Below are 17,216 nucleotides of genomic sequence, written 5' to 3'. Positions count from 1 at the left end.
CCCGTAACGAATTGGTCTCAAACCGGCCAGAGTGTGTTGCTTCCATACATGACTTCCCCTTAACCCTGCCTCGGATGGCGGCGATGAACGTCGTTACATCTAAGACTTTTTGCGCCGGCCCGGGGCCGGCGACGAGAGGGGAAAACATGAAGAAGATCCAGAAGAACGCGCTGCTCAGCAGCACGGTGATCGCGGGCGTCGCCCTGTTCGCCGCGCCTGCTTTCGCGCAGACCGTGCCGGTCCAGTCGTCGGAAGAAGCCGTCGAAGAGGCCGTCGAAAATGCTGTCGATGACAATCAGACGATCGTCATCACCGGTTCGCGCGTTGCGCGCCCCGACCTCCAGGCCTCGAGCCCGGTGGCGGTTGTCGGTGCCGAGCTCATCGAGAACTCGGGCGAAGTCAACATCGAGAACATCCTCAACGAGCTGCCGCAGACCGCGCCGGGCGCGAACGGTTCGACCAACAACGGCACCGACGGTGGTATCGCCACCATCGACCTTCGCGACCTTGGTGCCTCGCGTACCCTCGTCCTGATGAACGGCCGCCGCATGGTCGGTTCGAACAATTCGAACTGGGTCGATCTCAACAACATTCCGGCCGCGCTTATCGAGCGCATCGACATCGTCACCGGCGGTGCCTCGGCCGTTTACGGTTCGGACGCGGTTGCCGGCGTCGTCAACTTCATCATGAAGGATGACTTCGAAGGCGTCGAATTCGGTGCCAACTACGAGATCACCGAACGTGGTGACGGCGAGACCTACAGCTTCGACGTCACGGTCGGCGGCAACTTCGCCGACGGTCGCGGTAACGCGGTGCTGTTCGGCAACTACGCCAAGCGCGAATCGCTTCTCCAGGGCGACCGCGACTTCTCGGTCGACTATCTGCTCGATGTCGGCGACAGCCTCTTCCCGCTGGGTAGCTCGCGCATCCCGGGCGGCGTGATCCTCGTCGAATCGACCCTGCCCGACGGCACCGTGGTCGGCAACACGAAGTTCACCCCCGACGGCACGCCGATCGATCGCGATGGCGAAGCGTTCAACTTCAACCCGACGAACTATATTCAGACGCCGCAGGACCGTTACGTTCTCGCCGGCTTCACGAATTACGAGATCTCGGACAGCGTCGAATTCTACGCTGAGTTGCTCTACGCCAACCAGCAGATCGCGCAGCAGCTTGCGCCTGACGCCAACGACATCCCCGAGCCGCCCGCACAGCTGCTCGCCACCATCGCGAACCCGCTCTACAACGAAGCGCTCCAGACCTATCTGAGCGAAAACTTCGATGCGGACGGCGATGGCGTCGCCAGCATCCCGCAGTTCCGTCGTCGCATGCTCGAAGTCGGTCCGCGCGAGACCTACTTCGACAGCAACACCTATCGTGGTGTGGGTGGCTTCCGCGGCGATATCGCCGACAGCGGCTGGTACTATGACGCCTATGCGTCCTACGGCCGTAACGAGCGTTCGGAAGAGCTGCTCTATTACACGTCGGATCTTCGCATCCAGCAGGCGCTCCTCGTCGACGTCCTCGAAGACGGCAGCGTGGTCTGTCAGGACCAGTCGGGCGGCTGTGTGCCGATCCGTCTGTTCGGTGACGGTGGCATCAGCCCCGAAGGCGCCGAATTCATCTCGCCGACCGGCCTGGTGAACCGCCGCGTCGACCAGCTCGTCCTGTCGGGCGTCGTGTCGAACTCGTCGCTGTTCGACCTCGGTTGGGGTGGCGCCGGCTTCGCGGCCGGTGTGGAATATCGTGAAGAGAGCGCCGAAACCGCTCCCGACGCGGTTGTTCGTTCGGGCGAGCTTGGCCCGGGTAACGATGAACAGCCCACCGTCGGTGGCTACAACGTTTCGGAAGTCTTCGGCGAACTCGTCGTTCCGCTCATGGCGGGCCTCGAGCTCGAAGGCGCGGCACGTTACTCCGACTACTCGACCGTTGGCGGCGTCTTCACCTGGAAGGCTGGCGCGCAGTGGGAAGTCGTTGACGGGATCCGCTTCCGCGGCCTGTATCAGCGCGCCATCCGCGCTCCCAACATCTCCGAGCTTTTCCTCGGCGATTCGGCTGGTGCGGACGACTTCACCGACTTCTGTATCGACAGCGATCGTCGTACCCCGACCATCGAAGCGTTCTGCGTCGCCTCGGGCGTGCCGCAGAGCGAGCTCGACGGCTTCGAAGGCGACCTTTCGGAACAGGCCACCACGGTGTTCGGCGGCAACCCCGACCTGACCGAGGAAAAGGCCGACACGATCACCCTCGGTGTCGTGCTCGATCCGGTCTCGCTTCCGGGCTTCACCGCGACGATCGATTACTACAACATCACCATCGACGATGCGATCGTGTCGCTCAGCGCGAACAACATCGGCACGCTGTGCGCCCGTGCGCTCAGCACTGCCGACCAGTTCTGTCAGCGCATCACTCGTGACCCGACCAACGGTGTTGTCGCGCGCATCGAAGCGCCGACCGCCAACGTCGCGAACGAGAAGCGCGAAGGCATCGACTGGTCGCTGGGTTACACCTTCGATCAGGACGCGTTCGGCGGTGTCGGCGTGGCCCTGCGTCACATCGGCAACTACACCTTCGTGAACGAGTTCACGCCGCTCGAAGGTGCCGACGTCATCGATTGTAACGGCAAGTTCGGTGAAAACTGCACCGGTCTCGGCGACTTCATCTCGCCGAAATGGGCCACCACCACGTCGGTCGACCTCGACTTCGGTTCGCTTGGCTGGTTCAACCAGTTCCAGCTGATCGGCAACTCGACCAACACCGATGCGGGTGCGTTCGTTCAGGACACGGGTACCGTCTTCTACTGGGATACGGCCTTCACCTACGACCTGACCGACCGGATCGGCTTCACGGCCGGCGTTCGCAATCTGCTTGATCGCGATCCGCCGCTGCTGGGTTCGAACGGCCCCGACGCCAACACCGATCCGTCGCTCTACGACGTCTTCGGTCGCACCTACTATGCCGGCGTTCGCCTCGGCCTGGGTGGCGGCGCGGTCCCGATGCCGGAACCGATCGTTCGCGAAGTCGAAGTCGTGCGCGAAGTGCCGGTCGAAACCGCTCCGGCGACGATCACCTGCGCGAATGGCTATGTGGCGCTGGCGAGCTCGGGTTGCCCCGCAACCCCTCCGCCCCCGCCGCCGCCCCCGCCCGCTCCTGAACCCGAGCGTGGCTAAGGCGTCAGCCTAAGGCAAAAGGGAAGGGCCGGAGGATACTCCGGCCCTTTCTTTTTGCGCCGCCCCGACCGGGCAAAAGGAAAGGGGGCGGCGCCGCGCGGCACCGTCCCCTCTTGCTGCTGGTGGATCGTGGGACCTAGGCGGGGCTCAGTTCGAGCTGCCCATCGCCTTCCTCGACCTTGACCGTCATGCCGTCGCGTACGCGCCCGGCGAGGATCTCGTCGGCAAGCGGGTCCTGAAGATAGCGCTGCACCGCGCGCTTCAACGGGCGGGCGCCATAGACGGGATCGTAACCGACGCGGCCAAGCCAGTTGCGGGCGCCTTCGGACAATTCGATGCTGATCTTCTTGTCGTCGAGGAGCTTCTGCAGGCGCTTCAGCTGGATATCGACGATCGGGCCCATGTGGCTCTGGCTGAGGCGGTGGAAGAGGATGATCTCATCGAGGCGATTGAGGAATTCGGGTCGGAAATGGCCGCGCACGACCTCCATCACCTGGTCCTCGACCACCTTGGGATCGGTATCCTCGCCCTGGCTCGCCAGATACTGGCTGCCGAGGTTGGAGGTGAGGATGATGATCGTGTTGGTGAAGTCGACGGTGCGACCCTGGCCGTCGGTCAGGCGCCCGTCGTCGAGCACCTGCAACAGGATGTTGAAGACGTCGGCATGGGCCTTCTCCACTTCGTCGAACAGGACGACCTGATAGGGACGGCGGCGCACGGCCTCGGTCAGCTTGCCACCTTCCTCGTAACCGACATAGCCCGGAGGGGCGCCGACGAGGCGGGCGACGCTGTGCTTTTCCATGAACTCGCTCATGTCGATGCGCACCATGGCGGTGGGGTCGTCAAACAGGAATTCGGCAAGCGCCTTGGTGAGTTCGGTCTTGCCCACGCCGGTCGGGCCGAGAAAGAGGAAGCTGCCGAGCGGACGGCCCGGATCCTGTAACCCCGCGCGGCTGCGGCGCACCGCCTTGGCGACGGCATCGACCGCTTCCTTCTGGCCGATGACGCGACGCCCGAGCAGTTCTTCCATCTGGAGGAGTTTCTCGCGTTCGCCTTCCATCATTTTCTCGACGGGAACGCCGGTCCAGCGGCTGACGACGGAGGCGATATCCTCGTCGGTCACTTCCTCGCGCAGCATGGCACCCTCGGTGGCGGCGCTTGCGGCCTCAAGCTTCTTCTCCAACTCGGGAATCCGGCCATATTGGAGCTCGCCCGCCTTGGCGAGATCGCCGCCGCGCTGGGCCTGTTCGAGCTCGATTCGGGCCTGGTCGAGCGCGGCCTTGAGGTCGCCCTCGGCGTCGATCTTGTCCTTTTCGGCCTGCCAGCGCTGGGTCAGTTCGGCGCTCTCCTGCTCGAGATCTGCAAGCTCCTTCTCGAGCCGTTCGAGCCGGTCCTTCGAGCCCGCGTCGCTTTCCTTCTTCAAGGCCTCGCGCTCGATCTTCAATTGGATGATGCGGCGGTCGAGCTTCTCGATTTCCTCGGGCTTGGATTCTACCTCCATGCGCAGGCGGCTTGCCGCCTCGTCCATGAGGTCGATCGCCTTGTCGGGCAGGAAACGGTCCGTGATGTAACGGTTCGAGAGCGTGGCGGCGGCAACCAGCGCGGCGTCGGTGATGCGCACGCCGTGGTGGAGCTCATATTTCTCCTTGAGGCCGCGCAGGATCGAGATAGTGTCGGGCACCGTCGGTTCCTCGATCATCACGGGCTGGAAGCGGCGTTCGAGCGCGGCGTCCTTTTCGACATAAGTGCGATATTCATCGAGCGTGGTGGCGCCGATGACGTGCAATTCGCCGCGGCTGAGGGCAGGCTTCAACAGATTGCCCGCGTCCATCGCGCCGTCGGTTTTCCCCGCGCCGACGAGCTGGTGCATCTCGTCGATGAAGAGGATGATCTGTCCATCGGAGCCCTTCACCTCGTCGATGACGCCCTTCAAGCGCTCTTCGAACTCGCCGCGATATTTGGCGCCGGCGATCAGCGCGCCCATGTCCAGTGACACGAGCGTGCGGTCCTTGAGGCCGTCGGGGACGTCGCCATTGGCGATGCGCAGGGCCAAGCCTTCGGCGATGGCGGTCTTGCCGACGCCGGGTTCGCCGATGAGGACGGGATTATTCTTGGTGCGGCGGGCGAGGACCTGGATGGTGCGGCGAATTTCTTCGTCGCGCCCGATGACCGGGTCGAGCTTGCCTGCGCGGGCCTTTTCGGTGAGGTCGACAGCATATTTCTTGAGCGCGTCATAGCGGTCTTCGGCGTTCTGCGTATCGGCGGTGCGGCCGCCGCGCAGGCTCTCGATCGCGCCGTTAAGGCTCTGCGCCGACAGGCCCGCGTCCTTGAGCGCCCTGGCGACATCGTCCGAGCCGAGGGTGGCCGCGAGCAGAATGCGCTCGACGGTGACATAGCTGTCGCCCGATTTCTCGGCGACTTCCTGCGCCTTGTCGAGCAGGCGCATCGTATTGCCGTCGACCCCGGGCGCCTGTGACGCACCGCCGCCGGTGACGCTGGGCTCCTTGGCGACGAGCGTGTCCACGTTCGAGCGGGCGGCGCGGGCATCGCCGCCAGCCTTGGCGATGAGCCCGGCGGCCATGCCCTGGTCGTCGTCCAGCAGCGCCTTTACAAGGTGCGCAGGCGTGATGCGCTGGTGATTTTCACGTGCCGCGATGGTCTGGGCGGCTTGCAGGAAGCCACGCGCGCGTTCGGTCAGTTTCTCGAGATCCATCTGATTGTCCCTGGGCAAAAAGCGGAGAAAAGGTCTGTTCTTGTCTCGAATGTAGTGTTGCAATGCCGCAACACAAGAGGCCCGGTGTCTTTTTCGACTAACACGCTCAGAACTGGTCGATCCTTGCCGCCTCGCGCCGTTCGAGCGCGATGCCGCATTGGCGCCCGCCCTCGGCCTCGGTGACGCCCCAGATGCGATATTTCCACGCATCGACGTGAAAGCGAATGCCCGAATAGAAGCCGAAGCCCGCATCGTAGCGCTGACCGTAGCGCGCGTGGATGGTGCACAGGCGGCTCATCAGGTCGGCGCGCTCGAACGGGTAGCGCGGCACGACGTCGAGCGCGATGTTCGAGCGATGCACCGAGCGTGCCGAGCCGCCCGCGCAGCTGTTGAGATAGGGATTGCGGTAGGAGGAGAGGACCTCGACTTCGCCGACCGCTGGCTTCACCGCTTCCTCGACATAGCGCAGCGTGTTGACGATCTCGGGCCAGAAGGCGCGCGGCGCGACCTCATAGGCGGGCTGGCCGCATTTGCGCCAGTCGCTCGCGGTGCGAAGCAGTTGCCATTTGGGCACGACCCCGCCAACGCCCGCGGCGTCGAGATAGGCGAAATAAGCTTCGACCTCGGCCTGCAGCGGCTCATTGCCCGCCAGCCACGCCTGATAACCCGCATGGTCCTGTCCGGGCTCGATATAATCGGCGGCGGTGTCGGGCAGCATGGGGGCGATCGGCGCCAGTGCGAGGAGCATCGCGGTCAGGAAACTCATGCCGGTGGCCATATCCTATCGACGCATGGGGCTTGCAAAGGCTCCCCCATGCGCCCAGCCTTAGGGGCATGACGACACCCATGGAAGTCGAATTGCCGCACCAGCTGGGGCGAGCCGAAGCGAGAAGCCGGATCGCGGGCAACACCCACCGCTTAAAGGACGCCATCCCCGGTGGCATGGCCGAGGTCCACGAGGCTTGGGACGGCGATCAGCTCGACCTCACCGTCGGCGCGATGGGGCAGGAGGTGAAGGCGCGCATCATCGTCGAGGAGACGGTGGTCAAATGCCGCATCGACCTTCCCGGCATGCTCGGCATGTTCAAGGGCGCGATCGAGAATGCGATGAAAACGCATGGGCGCGACCTCCTGCTCGAGGATCGCTCGCTCGACTAGCGCTGCTGTGCGTGGCTGCTATGGTCGTTTTCCGAAAAACGGGGAGACACGGCCATGCGGCATTTCGCGATCGTGGGTTCGGGACCGGCGGGTTTCTACACTGCCGAGGCGCTGGCCAAGGCCTATGGCGAGGAGGCGCGGATCGAAATCATCGATCGCCTGCCCGTGCCCTATGGCCTCATCCGCTTCGGGGTGGCGCCCGATCACCAGTCGATCAAGAAGGTCGCGATCCGATATGACAAGGTCGCCGAGGCGGACAATGTGCGCTTCATCGGCAATGTGTCGATCGGCGATGCGGTGACGGTGGCCGAACTGCGCGGCCTCTATGACGCCGTCGTGATGGCGACGGGGGCGCCGCACGACCGCGCGCTGGGGATCGAGGGGGAGGACTTGCCCGGCGTGATGGGCTCCGCCGAGTTCGTCGGCTGGTACAATGGCCATCCCGACCATGCCGATCACCGCCCGCCGCTGGAGGGCACCCATGCGGTGGTGATCGGGGCGGGCAATGTGGCGCTCGACGTCGCGCGCATCCTGTCGAAGACCTTGGAGGAACTGGGCGGGTCGGACATCGTCGACCATGCCTATCGCGCGCTGGGCCAGAGCCAGGTGCGCGACATCACCATCCTCGCGCGACGTGGGCCGCACCAGGTGGCGATGACGCCCAAGGAGCTGGGCGAATTGGGGCAGCTGGAAATCGCTTGTCCGATCGTCGATGCGGCGGACTTTCCCCCGGCCGACGAGGATGCGGCGCTGGAGGATCGCGGGCTGGCGAAATCGGTGGGGTTGCTGCGCGATTATGCGGCGCTCGAATGCGACAAGGACAAGGCGATCCGTTTCGACTTTTACGCCCGGCCGGTGCGGATCGAAGGCGACGGGCGCGCCGAGCGCGTTATCGTCGAGCGCACGCATATCGACGCCGACGGACGTGCGCGGGGGACTGGGGAGGAATATGTCCTGCCTGCCAGCCTCGTGGTCAGCTGTATCGGCTATTCATCGCCGCCCATCGAGGGCGTGCCCTACGACCATCGTGGCGGGCGGTTCGCCAATGAGGGCGGGGTGATCGAGGACGGGCTTTATGCGGTCGGCTGGGCGCGGCGCGGGCCGACGGGAACGATCGGCACGAACCGTCCCGACGGCTATGAGGTTGCCGCGTCGATCGAGGCGGCGATGCCGGTCGGCTCGGACGGCGGCAAGGCGGGGGGAGGGGGGCTCGATGCCCTGCTCGATTCGCGCGACGTGCTGGCGACGGGCTTTTCCGACTGGCGACGGATCGAGGCGGCCGAAGAAGCCGCCGCGCGTGAGGGAGCCCCGCGCGAAAAGATGGTGTCGACGAGCGAGATGCTGCGGCTGCTCGGTCACAAGTAAGATGCTGCTTGCATCACGCCTGAGGGGCGGCTAGGGAGCGCTTCGCCCTTGCCCCCTTGTTCGGGTTTCACGAGCAGCAGTCGGGGAGTAGCTCAGCCTGGTAGAGCACTGTCTTCGGGAGGCAGGGGCCGGAGGTTCGAATCCTCTCTCCCCGACCATTTTCTGCTAAGTCCTTGAAAACGCTAACACTCACCCGGCTCGGGTAAATCTCTCCCCGAGATTGTACGAGCCGTTGTGCAAGGGAGCGTACAAGGATGGCTCGCACCAACCTCACTTTGCGCGGCAGCACCTACTGGTGGCGTCGGCAGATTACCGTCGGCGTGCACACAATTTCGCTGGCGATCTCACTGAGAACCGGAAATTTTAACCATGCCTCTTATGTTGGAACTCATCTTTCCAGCATAGTTAATGATTTGCGTATGGCTTATGGTGAACTCGGCGCGGCGATCGACCGCGAGACTCTCAAAAATGTATTCAGTGACGCGATGCGTTGGCAGCTCGGCCGGATCATGTCCGATCAGATGGCTAGTCCGTTGCACGGCAATGAGCATCTTCCTGCCAACAAGGTCTACGGCGAGCTGTGGCGGCATTTCGCTGCAGAGAAAGGCGAGCTGTCTGAGCGAGATAAGGATTTCCTCCGCGATGAAGGTTGGTCCGAGGGCCTGATCGATCGCCTGGATATCGAAATTGAAAAACATATTGGTCGGCGGCTTGTGAGCGGAAGGCAATTGGAAGCCTATCGCGACGCCTTCGGTGTCGAGCTCACATATGAGAACAGGAAGATTCTGCAGCGAACGATCCTATTGGCGCGTGCGAACGCGAATGACGAAGCGACGCGCCGCCTTCTTGCCGGTGACCTGGATCCAGAAAACTGGGCGACAGAATGCCTCGATGAAACCGGTTTTGCATTTGAGGCAGGGCAAGTCGGCTCTCATCAGGATAAGGAGTCGGGGGATCGATCAACCGACGGTGAAGCCGTGGACCCAATCGAGGAACCGTCGGTTTTCGACGCGGAGGTGCCCTCGGGTCTTCGCCTCGTGGATGCCGCTGAACTCTGTATCGAAGCTCACATCGATGCGGGCGACTGGTCAGACGATACGATCAAGCAGGTACGAACTGCTATCCGATTATTCGACTTTGCGTGTGGTGAGGGCATATGCGTCGAAGACCTAGAGCAGGACCATGTGACGAAATTCTATGAGCTCTGCAAGAATCTACCCAACCGGTGGGGGAAAACGAAAGCCGAGATCAAACACGGATTGAAGGCAAGCTTGACCTACGCGGAGGAGCTGAAGGCGCGAGGAGAGGACCATCGTGTCGGTCTTGGACCTAAGACTATCGCGAAGCACATCACGTGGATCGGGGAGGTCTTAGATCTCGTTGATGACGATGGTTCAGACGATGGCGTGCGTCCGCAAAACTCGCTGCGTCTAAAGCCAAAGAAATATTCGCTTGCAGCTAAAGCCGAAGCGAAATCAAAGCGATCAAGAGATCTCCGCGCAAATTGGACCAAGCAGGAAATCGCTCGGCTTCTCGATGCTCCGCCGCTGCATGGTTGTGCGGGAATCGATGATCGGTTCAAGCAGGGCCAGGAGGTCATCCATGACGGGTGGTACTGGTTACCTATTATGTACGTTCTCTATGGCGGTCGTAGCGCAGAGCTCGCAGGGCTCCCTCTGAGAGATGTCCACGAAGGTGCGGAAATTCCCTATTTTCAAGTCGATTATCATGATCTTCGGCGTTTGAAGAACGTCCAGTCGGTCCGGAAACTTCCCATCCATCCTGAGCTGATCCGCTTAGGCTTTTTGGAATTTGTCGCGGCCATGCGAAAGCTGAAAAACACCCTTCTTTTTCCCGAGCTCCATTCCCCGAGCCAGACATTCTCAAGGACATTTTATCGATCGATATTCAAGCCTTGGCGCGAATGGGCTTTTCCGGAGGGGACGGAATGGCAACATGTTGAGCGAGGCGCCACTGTCGATAAGGATGTTCACTCCTTCCGAGGCGTTGCTACCAACCTGATGAAAGGAAAGGTTCAAGATTCGGTCCGGTTAGATATCCTCGGACATGAAGGCGATGACACCACCCAACGGGTTTATGATGAAGAGGCCGCTTTGGAGGAGAAGCTGAAAGCCCTTCATCTGGTTACCCCTTTGACGGAGCATCTCTGCACGAAACCGCTGTGTTTGCGCCCGCGAGAAAGGCAGCGTTTTGGTGCACGACGCGGAAGGCCAACCAAAGTGATCTAAAAAAGAAGGCCGACTTTTTCACAGGAACGGAGGTTGAACAGAGGTCGAACATGATTCAGTATGGTTGCGAGCGTGACGGGTGGGTGAAACGGAGATAAATAATATGGCGGTTGCGCCGCATACAAATGTGATCGGCGATGACGCGGCGACGTCCAATGACTACCCATGGATTTCTTACAGTGTGGATTCGAGTAAGCTTCACCGTCATGTTCGCCTTCGTTCAGGCGCTATCGCTACATCGAGCGTTTCGCTTCGGGCCACCGATGGCGACCTAGCGCGCGATTTCGACCTGTCGTGGATGCGTGCGACCCGCGCGCCATCTGTTAGCTCGCCCGCCAAATCGATTCGCGCGGCCGACATCTTCGCTGGCTGCGGCGGTATGTCACTCGGACTTGTCGAAGGCGCTCGTGCGGCAGGGCTCGCTTGCGAGTTTGAATTTGCGTGCGAAATGGACGCGGTGAAGGCGGGCGTTTACTCAGCAAACCTCGCTCCTTCCCAAATGCATGTCGGCGAAATTGAGCAGCTTGTTGATGGAGCAGTAGGGTCGACGACTACGCTTTCAGAGCGTTCACTGCTCAACCGACTTAAACCGATTGACGTTCTTCTCGGCGGTCCGCCCTGTCAGGGCCACTCAGACCTCAACAATCACACCCGACGCGATGATCCTCGCAATAATCTTGTCGATCGCATGGTTCGTTTCGCCGAGCTTGTCGAACCTGAGATAGTCATTGTGGAGAATGTCCAAGGCATCCGTCACGACCGACGGCGTGCCGCCACAAAGGCTGCCGAAGGCCTTCGCGAACTCGGTTATAATGTAGATGAGTTGCTAGTACCTTGTCTCCGACTTGGTGTTCCGCAATCGCGCCGTCGTTACATGCTTGTAGCAACGAAGAAAGCCTCCGACGCCGCGCTGGCCGATTTCACGGGGCTCGATCTCTCACCTCGAAGCGTAGGCTGGGCGCTCGACGATTTATTGGATATCCCGCAGGATACCGTCTTCGACAGCCCTGCCCGGCACGCCGCCGCAAATGAAAAACGTATCCGCTATTTGTTTGAGCACGACCTTTACACGTTACCTGACGCAGAACGCCCAGACTGTCATAGGCTCAAGAAGCACAGCTACAACGGAGTGTACGGCAGGATGGACTGGAACTCCCCGGCGCCGACAATTACCACCGGTTTCGGTTCGACAGGGCAGGGGCGTTTCGTCCATCCTACTTGCCCGCGCACTGTGACGCCGCACGAGGCCGCGCGTTTGCAGACATACCCCGACTTTTTTAGTTTCGGCGATGCCGGACGAACGCAGCTTCAGAAGATGATTGGAAATTCGGTGCCACCACTCGCAATGGCCGCGCTTGCAGTAGCCCTCCTCCGCTGATGAGCGTAGTCAGTCTTTTTTCTGGTATTGGCGGGCTCGAGATTGGTCTCAAGCGCCACGGCTTTGAAACCGAGCTTTTTTGCGACGTCGACCCGGCTGCGGCCGCCGTGTTGGGCGCTCGCTTTTCTGAGGTCGAATTACATGATGACGTGAAAGCGCTGCGCTCTATTCCATCGTGCGACGTCCTGACAGCGGGCTTCCCATGCCAAGATTTAAGTCTTGCTGGCGGCAAAGCAGGTCTGGGTGGCCTTCGATCAGGGCTCGTCAATGAAGTCTTTCGTCTTCTGCGCGACGCTGAGCGTAAACCTAGCTGGCTACTGTTCGAAAATGTCCCTTACATGCTGATCCTCAAACGAGGAGCCGGCATGGCATCCTTGGTCGATACGCTTGAAGCGGAAGGTTATCGTTGGGCTTACCGGGTGGTTGATGCACGCAGCTTTGGCCTGCCGCAGCGTCGTCAACGAGTCTTGCTACTTGCATCGCGCACAGAAGATCCACGTGACGTCCTATTTGTCGACGAGGGGGCTCCTAACCCCACCGAGGATCGGCCAAGTCGCGTCGAGATCGGTCCAGCGTATGGCTTCTATTGGACCATGGGGAAGATGGGAGCCGGCTGGGCGCGCGAGGCAACTCCTCCGATTAAGGGCGGATCGGGACTCGGCATTCCGTCGCCGCCAGCGATTTGGCTGTCATCAAACGACTTTGTAGGCACTCCTCAAATAGAAGATGCCGAACGGTTGCAGGGTTTTGCCGCTGGCTGGACCGAGCCCGTACTTGAGACGCCCGGCCTTCGGCCGACAGCACGTTGGCGCCTCGTCGGCAATGCCGTCTGCCCGCCTATGGCAGATTGGGTGGGCAAGCGTCTCGTCACTCCTGGCCATTTTGACCCTGAACGCAATCGTCAAATGCCGCCAGGCAAATGGCCGCGTGCCGCTTGGGGCGAGCACGGTAAACGCTTCATGGTCGATATATCCGAATGGCCGTTCGCGGCTGAAACCACTCCGGCGCTAGAGAGCTTTATGGAATCGCCGCTCAAGCCGCTGTCAGTGCGTGCGGCAACCGGCTTTCTCTCCCGCGCGCGACAATCAAAAGAGATAGCTTGGTCGGACGCTTTTCTCGAATCATTGTCTGTTTACATTGAGGGCCGCGCAGCCATCGAGGCAAGCGCCTGAATTAAGCGTCGCGTACAGCAGCTTCCAAGATTTCTTTGAGACAATCACCGAGATTTTGACTCTCTCCTGGCACAACTGGGATCGCGCCGATCGTCGATCGCAGATCGCTCCTTCTAAAATAGGAGGTCGTGTCACCCGGGTAGAGAATGTAGGCTCCAACGCTGTTGTTGATGCCGAAAAGATAGGCATGCATTTTATCAACGTCGTCGGCCTTATGCGTTCGGTCGGGCGGAGGGTTTTGAGAATTTCTGATCGACTTCAGCTTGTATTTCGCGTCGAGATGAACAAGCAGCTCGCCGGGCCCATCCTTTGGCCTTAGCTCGATAGTGAAATCAGGCATCATCGTTTTGGTCCAGGTTCCCGTCGACAGCGGACTCGTCTTCCAAAACCCGTTCACCGCGGGAGACGGCGCCGGCGAGAAGCTGCGATTGTACCAAAGTTTCATCGCAAAAGGCTGATCTGCGATCTTTACCAAATTGCTGGCCGTCGCCGCCGTTCCGCGCCTCAGTTTCAAACGTCCTAAGCTAAGCGAGATATGGTCTTGCGACAGAGCGATGCCGTACGTTTTCTCAATTTCATCGCGCAGGCGCACAAGACACCAGATTTCGTAAAGGCTCGGAACGTCGCGAGTTTCGGCGTGTACCAAAGCGTCGAGGTCGTCCCACTTGACCGCCAGACCTGCCTGACCTGCGAGAAACGCCTCCAGCACCTTACGATATCCGCGACGGCGCTGTAGCCCCGGGCTACCGAGCTCGAGCCGTGTGAGATTGCCGACACCACGGTAGAAACGGGACCCTAGAATTCGGTCAAGCATCGACGCAGTACGCATGCCCCACGCACCGAGAGGCGTTCTCAGATCAATACCGCCACCAATGGCTTCGACAATCCGCCTCCTAAACCCTTCCCCGACAAATTTTGCGAAACGATTATCGGGGGTGTCGGTGCTGTCGTAACGCCGTACCGATGGCATTTCCGTCGGAATTGCCGAAAGTCGACTTCCCAATCGATGCGATGACGGTACCGCCCTTCGTCGCACGGCGCTTGAGAGGTGTTGCCCTAAAGAGTGAGTATCGATGCCGCTCTCGCCGAGCCGCACCAAGGTTGTCTCTCGTTCTAATTTGGATGTTGCGTTGTTTTCAATATGGCGAAGCGCCTCAACGAATGCGGTTTCGCCAGCAGCAGCGCGCAGGACCGCAAGCCTTTCCTCCGCGGGTATGGCGACAAGATTACGATCGAGTGTCCAAGGAGCCGAGGATGATGCGCGTAGATCGAGCGTCAGCGCTGTTCGCCAGTCACAGATCTCAGATACCATCGTCTCGAACTCAATTGTGTCCCGAAACTTGGCAGGGCGAATGGAAACCGATTGGTGCCAGAGTGGCTCACCACTAGGGCCGGCAAGCCCGATGCGCACGGATCCAAGGCCAGCTTGGCTAGGAAGAAATCCGAATAACGCACCATCGTTTTCTATACGTCCGGCGGAAACTGGCGCGGTAAAGCCAGATACAGCTGGTGAGGCGTCGCGAAGTAGCACGATATAATCATCGAGCTCGCCAATCCAAGCGCGCGCAGTAGTAGCGTCGCGCTCGAGAGTGGCTTTACCGCGCTGGTCAGCTATTTGCAGCTCTCCAAGCCAAGTGCCGTCTGGCATCCGGCAAGGAAAGGTTATGGTCGAAGTCGCAGTCAACTAGGCCTCGATGGCCGTTGCGAACCCATGTGCTGCTAACCGCGAAAGAAGTCGACCGATCTTTTCCGATGAAATTGGGAAGCCATCGCCTGCTGCCTCGAGGTCCGAGCTTAGCTCATTCGATGCGAGTTGGCTCAACCGCTCCTTCGTTTGATCAAACTCGGCTTCTGTCGGCGGAAAATTTTTCGATGCCGCGATGCAGTACGCGAGTAGCGCTATTAACACCGGTTCAAGACGTGCTGCGTCGCCGCTAAGTTTCGGAAGAATCCGTTGTGATATCTGCGCATCGAGCGCAGCTTTTGCAGTCCCCTCACCCTCGAAAAGCGTTTTGCTGGCTACGACAAAGCGGATCATTTCTCGAGCGCTCCGAAAACCGAGCTGAAGGCCCGAGCTATCTAGCGCTGCAAATAGCAGGTCGATCGCTTCAAGAACTTCCAGGGCTTCGGCGTCGGGCAAAGCGCCAAGTTCAGCAGGTGAGGTCACAAACTCAACAAGCGATGGTCCGTAGTGTGCGCCACCTCCCCGGAGACTATCCACGTCGAGCTCTCGTTGGCCCTCAAGATAAGAACGCAAAGCATCGCGAGACACGACAAATTCGATAACATTGGCACGGTCAAGAACCTTGGGCGAAAACGTGTAGGTCGTCTCGTCGACGTTAATCGTCCCGATCACAAAGAGGTTGCGCGGGAAAGGAACGCTTGGTGGAACGTTGTTTCGAGTGGTTTCACCGCCATGCAAATATAAGGGCTGTCCGCTCTCGATTGCCGAAAGAAAGTCGGAGAAGTATCGCTCTACGTGTGAGAGATTCATTTCGTCAAGAATCAAGAAATAAGGGTTCGCGGGATCATCTACAGCGCGCAAAAGAAGCTCAAGCGTCGGCGTGCAAACGAAAGCTTCGGCATCGAGCGCATCTGAATACCCAAGCAGATGATGCTTGCTAGTCCAGTCGGCGCCAACGGCGACGACTGCAACCTGCTCAGAGTTCGCACTGAGCCAATACGAAGCGAGCATGCCGAGTAGCGTCTTACCAGAGCCCGACAGCCCGGCGAGGATCAAGAAGGGCTTTGCAGCGAGTGAAGCGATAAACCGTTTGGGCAAACCCGGCTCGGCCCGATAGGCGGCGGTGGCCAATGCCGCTTCTAGTTCTACGGCTAACTCCGGATCCAGTGGTTTCGCATCCTGCGTTTCGGTCTTCGCAGCTGGTATAGTTGCGAGGACTGGAGGTTTGCTGCGTGTCCAAGGGACGGTTTCAAGCTGCACGCCCGGAAAGAGCTTAGATAGAGCTGTCGCGACCGGACTGCCGGGTCTCGACATAATTGAATAGGGCTCCAGCTGTGTACTTCCATAGCGCTGGATGAATAACATGATCGTTTCGTAGGAAGTCGGCTTCTCTCCCGACACGAATGTCTTGTTTGTATTCATAGCCGTTCTGGCAAGATCGTCAGGGTCTACCCCCGCGGGCACTGAAAGAAAGGCGAGGCCAATCGAGACATGGCGTCCCGCGATCATGTTGTTTTGTGCCCAGCGAGCCGAAAAGTTATGGGCGGTGCCTGCCGATCCAACCGCGTACGTGTTTTGCTTCCAGTCACCGAGGTTGAGGGTCTCCGCGAACCAAGCGCGAAACTCGTTAAACTTACCCATGCTTGAGGCGGCAAACCCCTTCGGCGTTTTTTCTAGCAACCCTTCAAAGAGATCTTGTACCTTTTCTGTCGCGGTCGGAACCTGTTCCACCGCATCTTCATCTGTCGCGGTCGGAACCTGTTCCGCCGTATCTTCGCTTACATCGGGCACTACGCTCCCCCCACTATAGTTGTACCGCCGTCGGCAGCCTGCCGAATTACTTGCCAGAGCCGAAAAGCGAGATCAAACGGTCGCGCAAGCTGACTTCGTTTTCCGTCTCGCACTCCCATACCGTGACGCAGCGCCAGCCCGCGTGCTCTAGAGCATCTTGCTTCCGGCGATCACGAGCCACGTTGGCTGCGAACTTATCTCGCCAATAGGAAGCACGCGTCTTCGGCATCGTTGTCTTGCGGCAGCCTTCGTGCCGATGCCAGAAGCAGCCATGGACGAAAATGGCTGTGCGATAGCGCGGCAGAACAATATCGGGTGTCCCCGGCAAATCACGTCGGTGAAGGCGAAACCGATAGCCAAGGGCGTGAAGCGCTTGCCTCACCCGGAGTTCGGGCTTGGTGTTTCGGCTTCGAACGCGGGCCATGAGACGCGAGCGCGCGGGCGTAACCGGTGCAGCTTTGTCAGTATGACTTGTGTCCGAGGATACGCGAGGCAAGTCCATGCGGTTCGATATGGGGTCGAAAGCGCGGTTCGTC

General features: G+C 60.3%; 11 protein-coding genes and 1 tRNA gene. 7 read left to right on the top strand and 5 right to left on the bottom strand.

What is annotated here, in order from left to right; translation table 11 throughout:
- The first annotated feature begins 146 nt into the window (after nucleotides 1-146).
- On the top strand, nucleotides 147-3,170 hold the full coding sequence (locus NUW51_RS09205; protein ID WP_265587223.1) for a TonB-dependent receptor domain-containing protein: 3,024 nt from the start codon (nucleotides 147-149) through the stop codon (nucleotides 3,168-3,170).
- Between the two features lie 136 nt (nucleotides 3,171-3,306).
- On the opposite strand, the gene clpB is transcribed toward NUW51_RS09205, so the two are convergent.
- A complete protein-coding gene (gene clpB, locus NUW51_RS09200; RefSeq protein WP_265587222.1) occupies nucleotides 3,307-5,883 on the bottom strand; it encodes an ATP-dependent chaperone ClpB in 2,577 nt (858 codons plus the stop codon).
- A 106-nt stretch (nucleotides 5,884-5,989) separates the two neighbouring features.
- On the bottom strand, nucleotides 5,990-6,649 hold the full coding sequence (locus NUW51_RS09195; protein WP_265587221.1) for a hypothetical protein: 660 nt from the start codon (nucleotides 6,647-6,649) through the stop codon (nucleotides 5,990-5,992).
- A gap of 68 nt (nucleotides 6,650-6,717) precedes the next feature.
- Between NUW51_RS09195 and NUW51_RS09190 the strand changes: the two genes are divergently transcribed.
- From NUW51_RS09190 to NUW51_RS09165, 6 genes are all read left to right on the top strand, one after another.
- Nucleotides 6,718-7,041 (top strand): polyhydroxyalkanoic acid system family protein, encoded by a 324-nt coding sequence (locus NUW51_RS09190; protein ID WP_265587220.1) that lies wholly within the window; start codon nucleotides 6,718-6,720, stop codon nucleotides 7,039-7,041.
- 54 nt (nucleotides 7,042-7,095) lie between these two features.
- Nucleotides 7,096-8,406, top strand: coding sequence for an FAD-dependent oxidoreductase (locus tag NUW51_RS09185; RefSeq protein ID WP_265587219.1), 1,311 nt, complete (start codon nucleotides 7,096-7,098; stop codon nucleotides 8,404-8,406).
- A gap of 81 nt (nucleotides 8,407-8,487) precedes the next feature.
- Nucleotides 8,488-8,564, top strand: a tRNA-Pro gene (locus NUW51_RS09180).
- Nucleotides 8,565-8,660: 96 nt separating this feature from the next.
- Entirely contained in the window at nucleotides 8,661-10,655 is a 1,995-nt protein-coding gene (locus NUW51_RS09175) for a site-specific integrase (RefSeq protein ID WP_265587218.1), read from the top strand.
- A gap of 79 nt (nucleotides 10,656-10,734) precedes the next feature.
- Nucleotides 10,735-12,033, top strand: coding sequence for a DNA cytosine methyltransferase (locus NUW51_RS09170; RefSeq protein WP_265587217.1), 1,299 nt, complete (start codon nucleotides 10,735-10,737; stop codon nucleotides 12,031-12,033).
- Nucleotides 12,033-13,205 carry a DNA cytosine methyltransferase gene (locus tag NUW51_RS09165; RefSeq protein ID WP_265587216.1) on the top strand — a complete coding sequence of 391 codons (1,173 nt, stop codon included), beginning with the start codon at nucleotides 12,033-12,035 and terminating at the stop codon, nucleotides 13,203-13,205. The genes NUW51_RS09170 and NUW51_RS09165 overlap by 1 nt, the downstream gene beginning before the upstream one ends.
- 1 nt (nucleotide 13,206) lies before the next feature.
- Here NUW51_RS09165 and NUW51_RS09160 read toward each other — a convergent pair whose 3' ends face one another.
- Genes NUW51_RS09160 through NUW51_RS09150 form a run of 3 tightly spaced genes read right to left on the bottom strand, consistent with a single transcriptional unit; the run spans nucleotide 13,207 to nucleotide 17,182 of the window.
- On the bottom strand, nucleotides 13,207-14,889 hold the full coding sequence (locus NUW51_RS09160; protein ID WP_265587215.1) for a DUF2357 domain-containing protein: 1,683 nt from the start codon (nucleotides 14,887-14,889) through the stop codon (nucleotides 13,207-13,209).
- The gene (locus tag NUW51_RS09155; RefSeq protein ID WP_265587214.1) at nucleotides 14,890-16,680 is read right to left on the bottom strand and encodes an McrB family protein; all 1,791 of its coding nucleotides are present in this window, start codon (nucleotides 16,678-16,680) and stop codon (nucleotides 14,890-14,892) included. It abuts the gene before it with no gap.
- 46 nt (nucleotides 16,681-16,726) lie between these two features.
- On the bottom strand, nucleotides 16,727-17,182 hold the full coding sequence (locus tag NUW51_RS09150; RefSeq protein WP_265587965.1) for a very short patch repair endonuclease: 456 nt from the start codon (nucleotides 17,180-17,182) through the stop codon (nucleotides 16,727-16,729).
- Nucleotides 17,183-17,216: the final 34 nt, after the last annotated feature.

The sequence above is a fragment of the Sphingomicrobium arenosum genome, assembly GCF_026157085.1.
Classification (GTDB): domain Bacteria; phylum Pseudomonadota; class Alphaproteobacteria; order Sphingomonadales; family Sphingomonadaceae; genus Sphingomicrobium; species Sphingomicrobium arenosum.
Note: the sequence above shows the minus strand (reverse complement) of the source record. Positions and strands in the feature narration are given on the sequence as shown.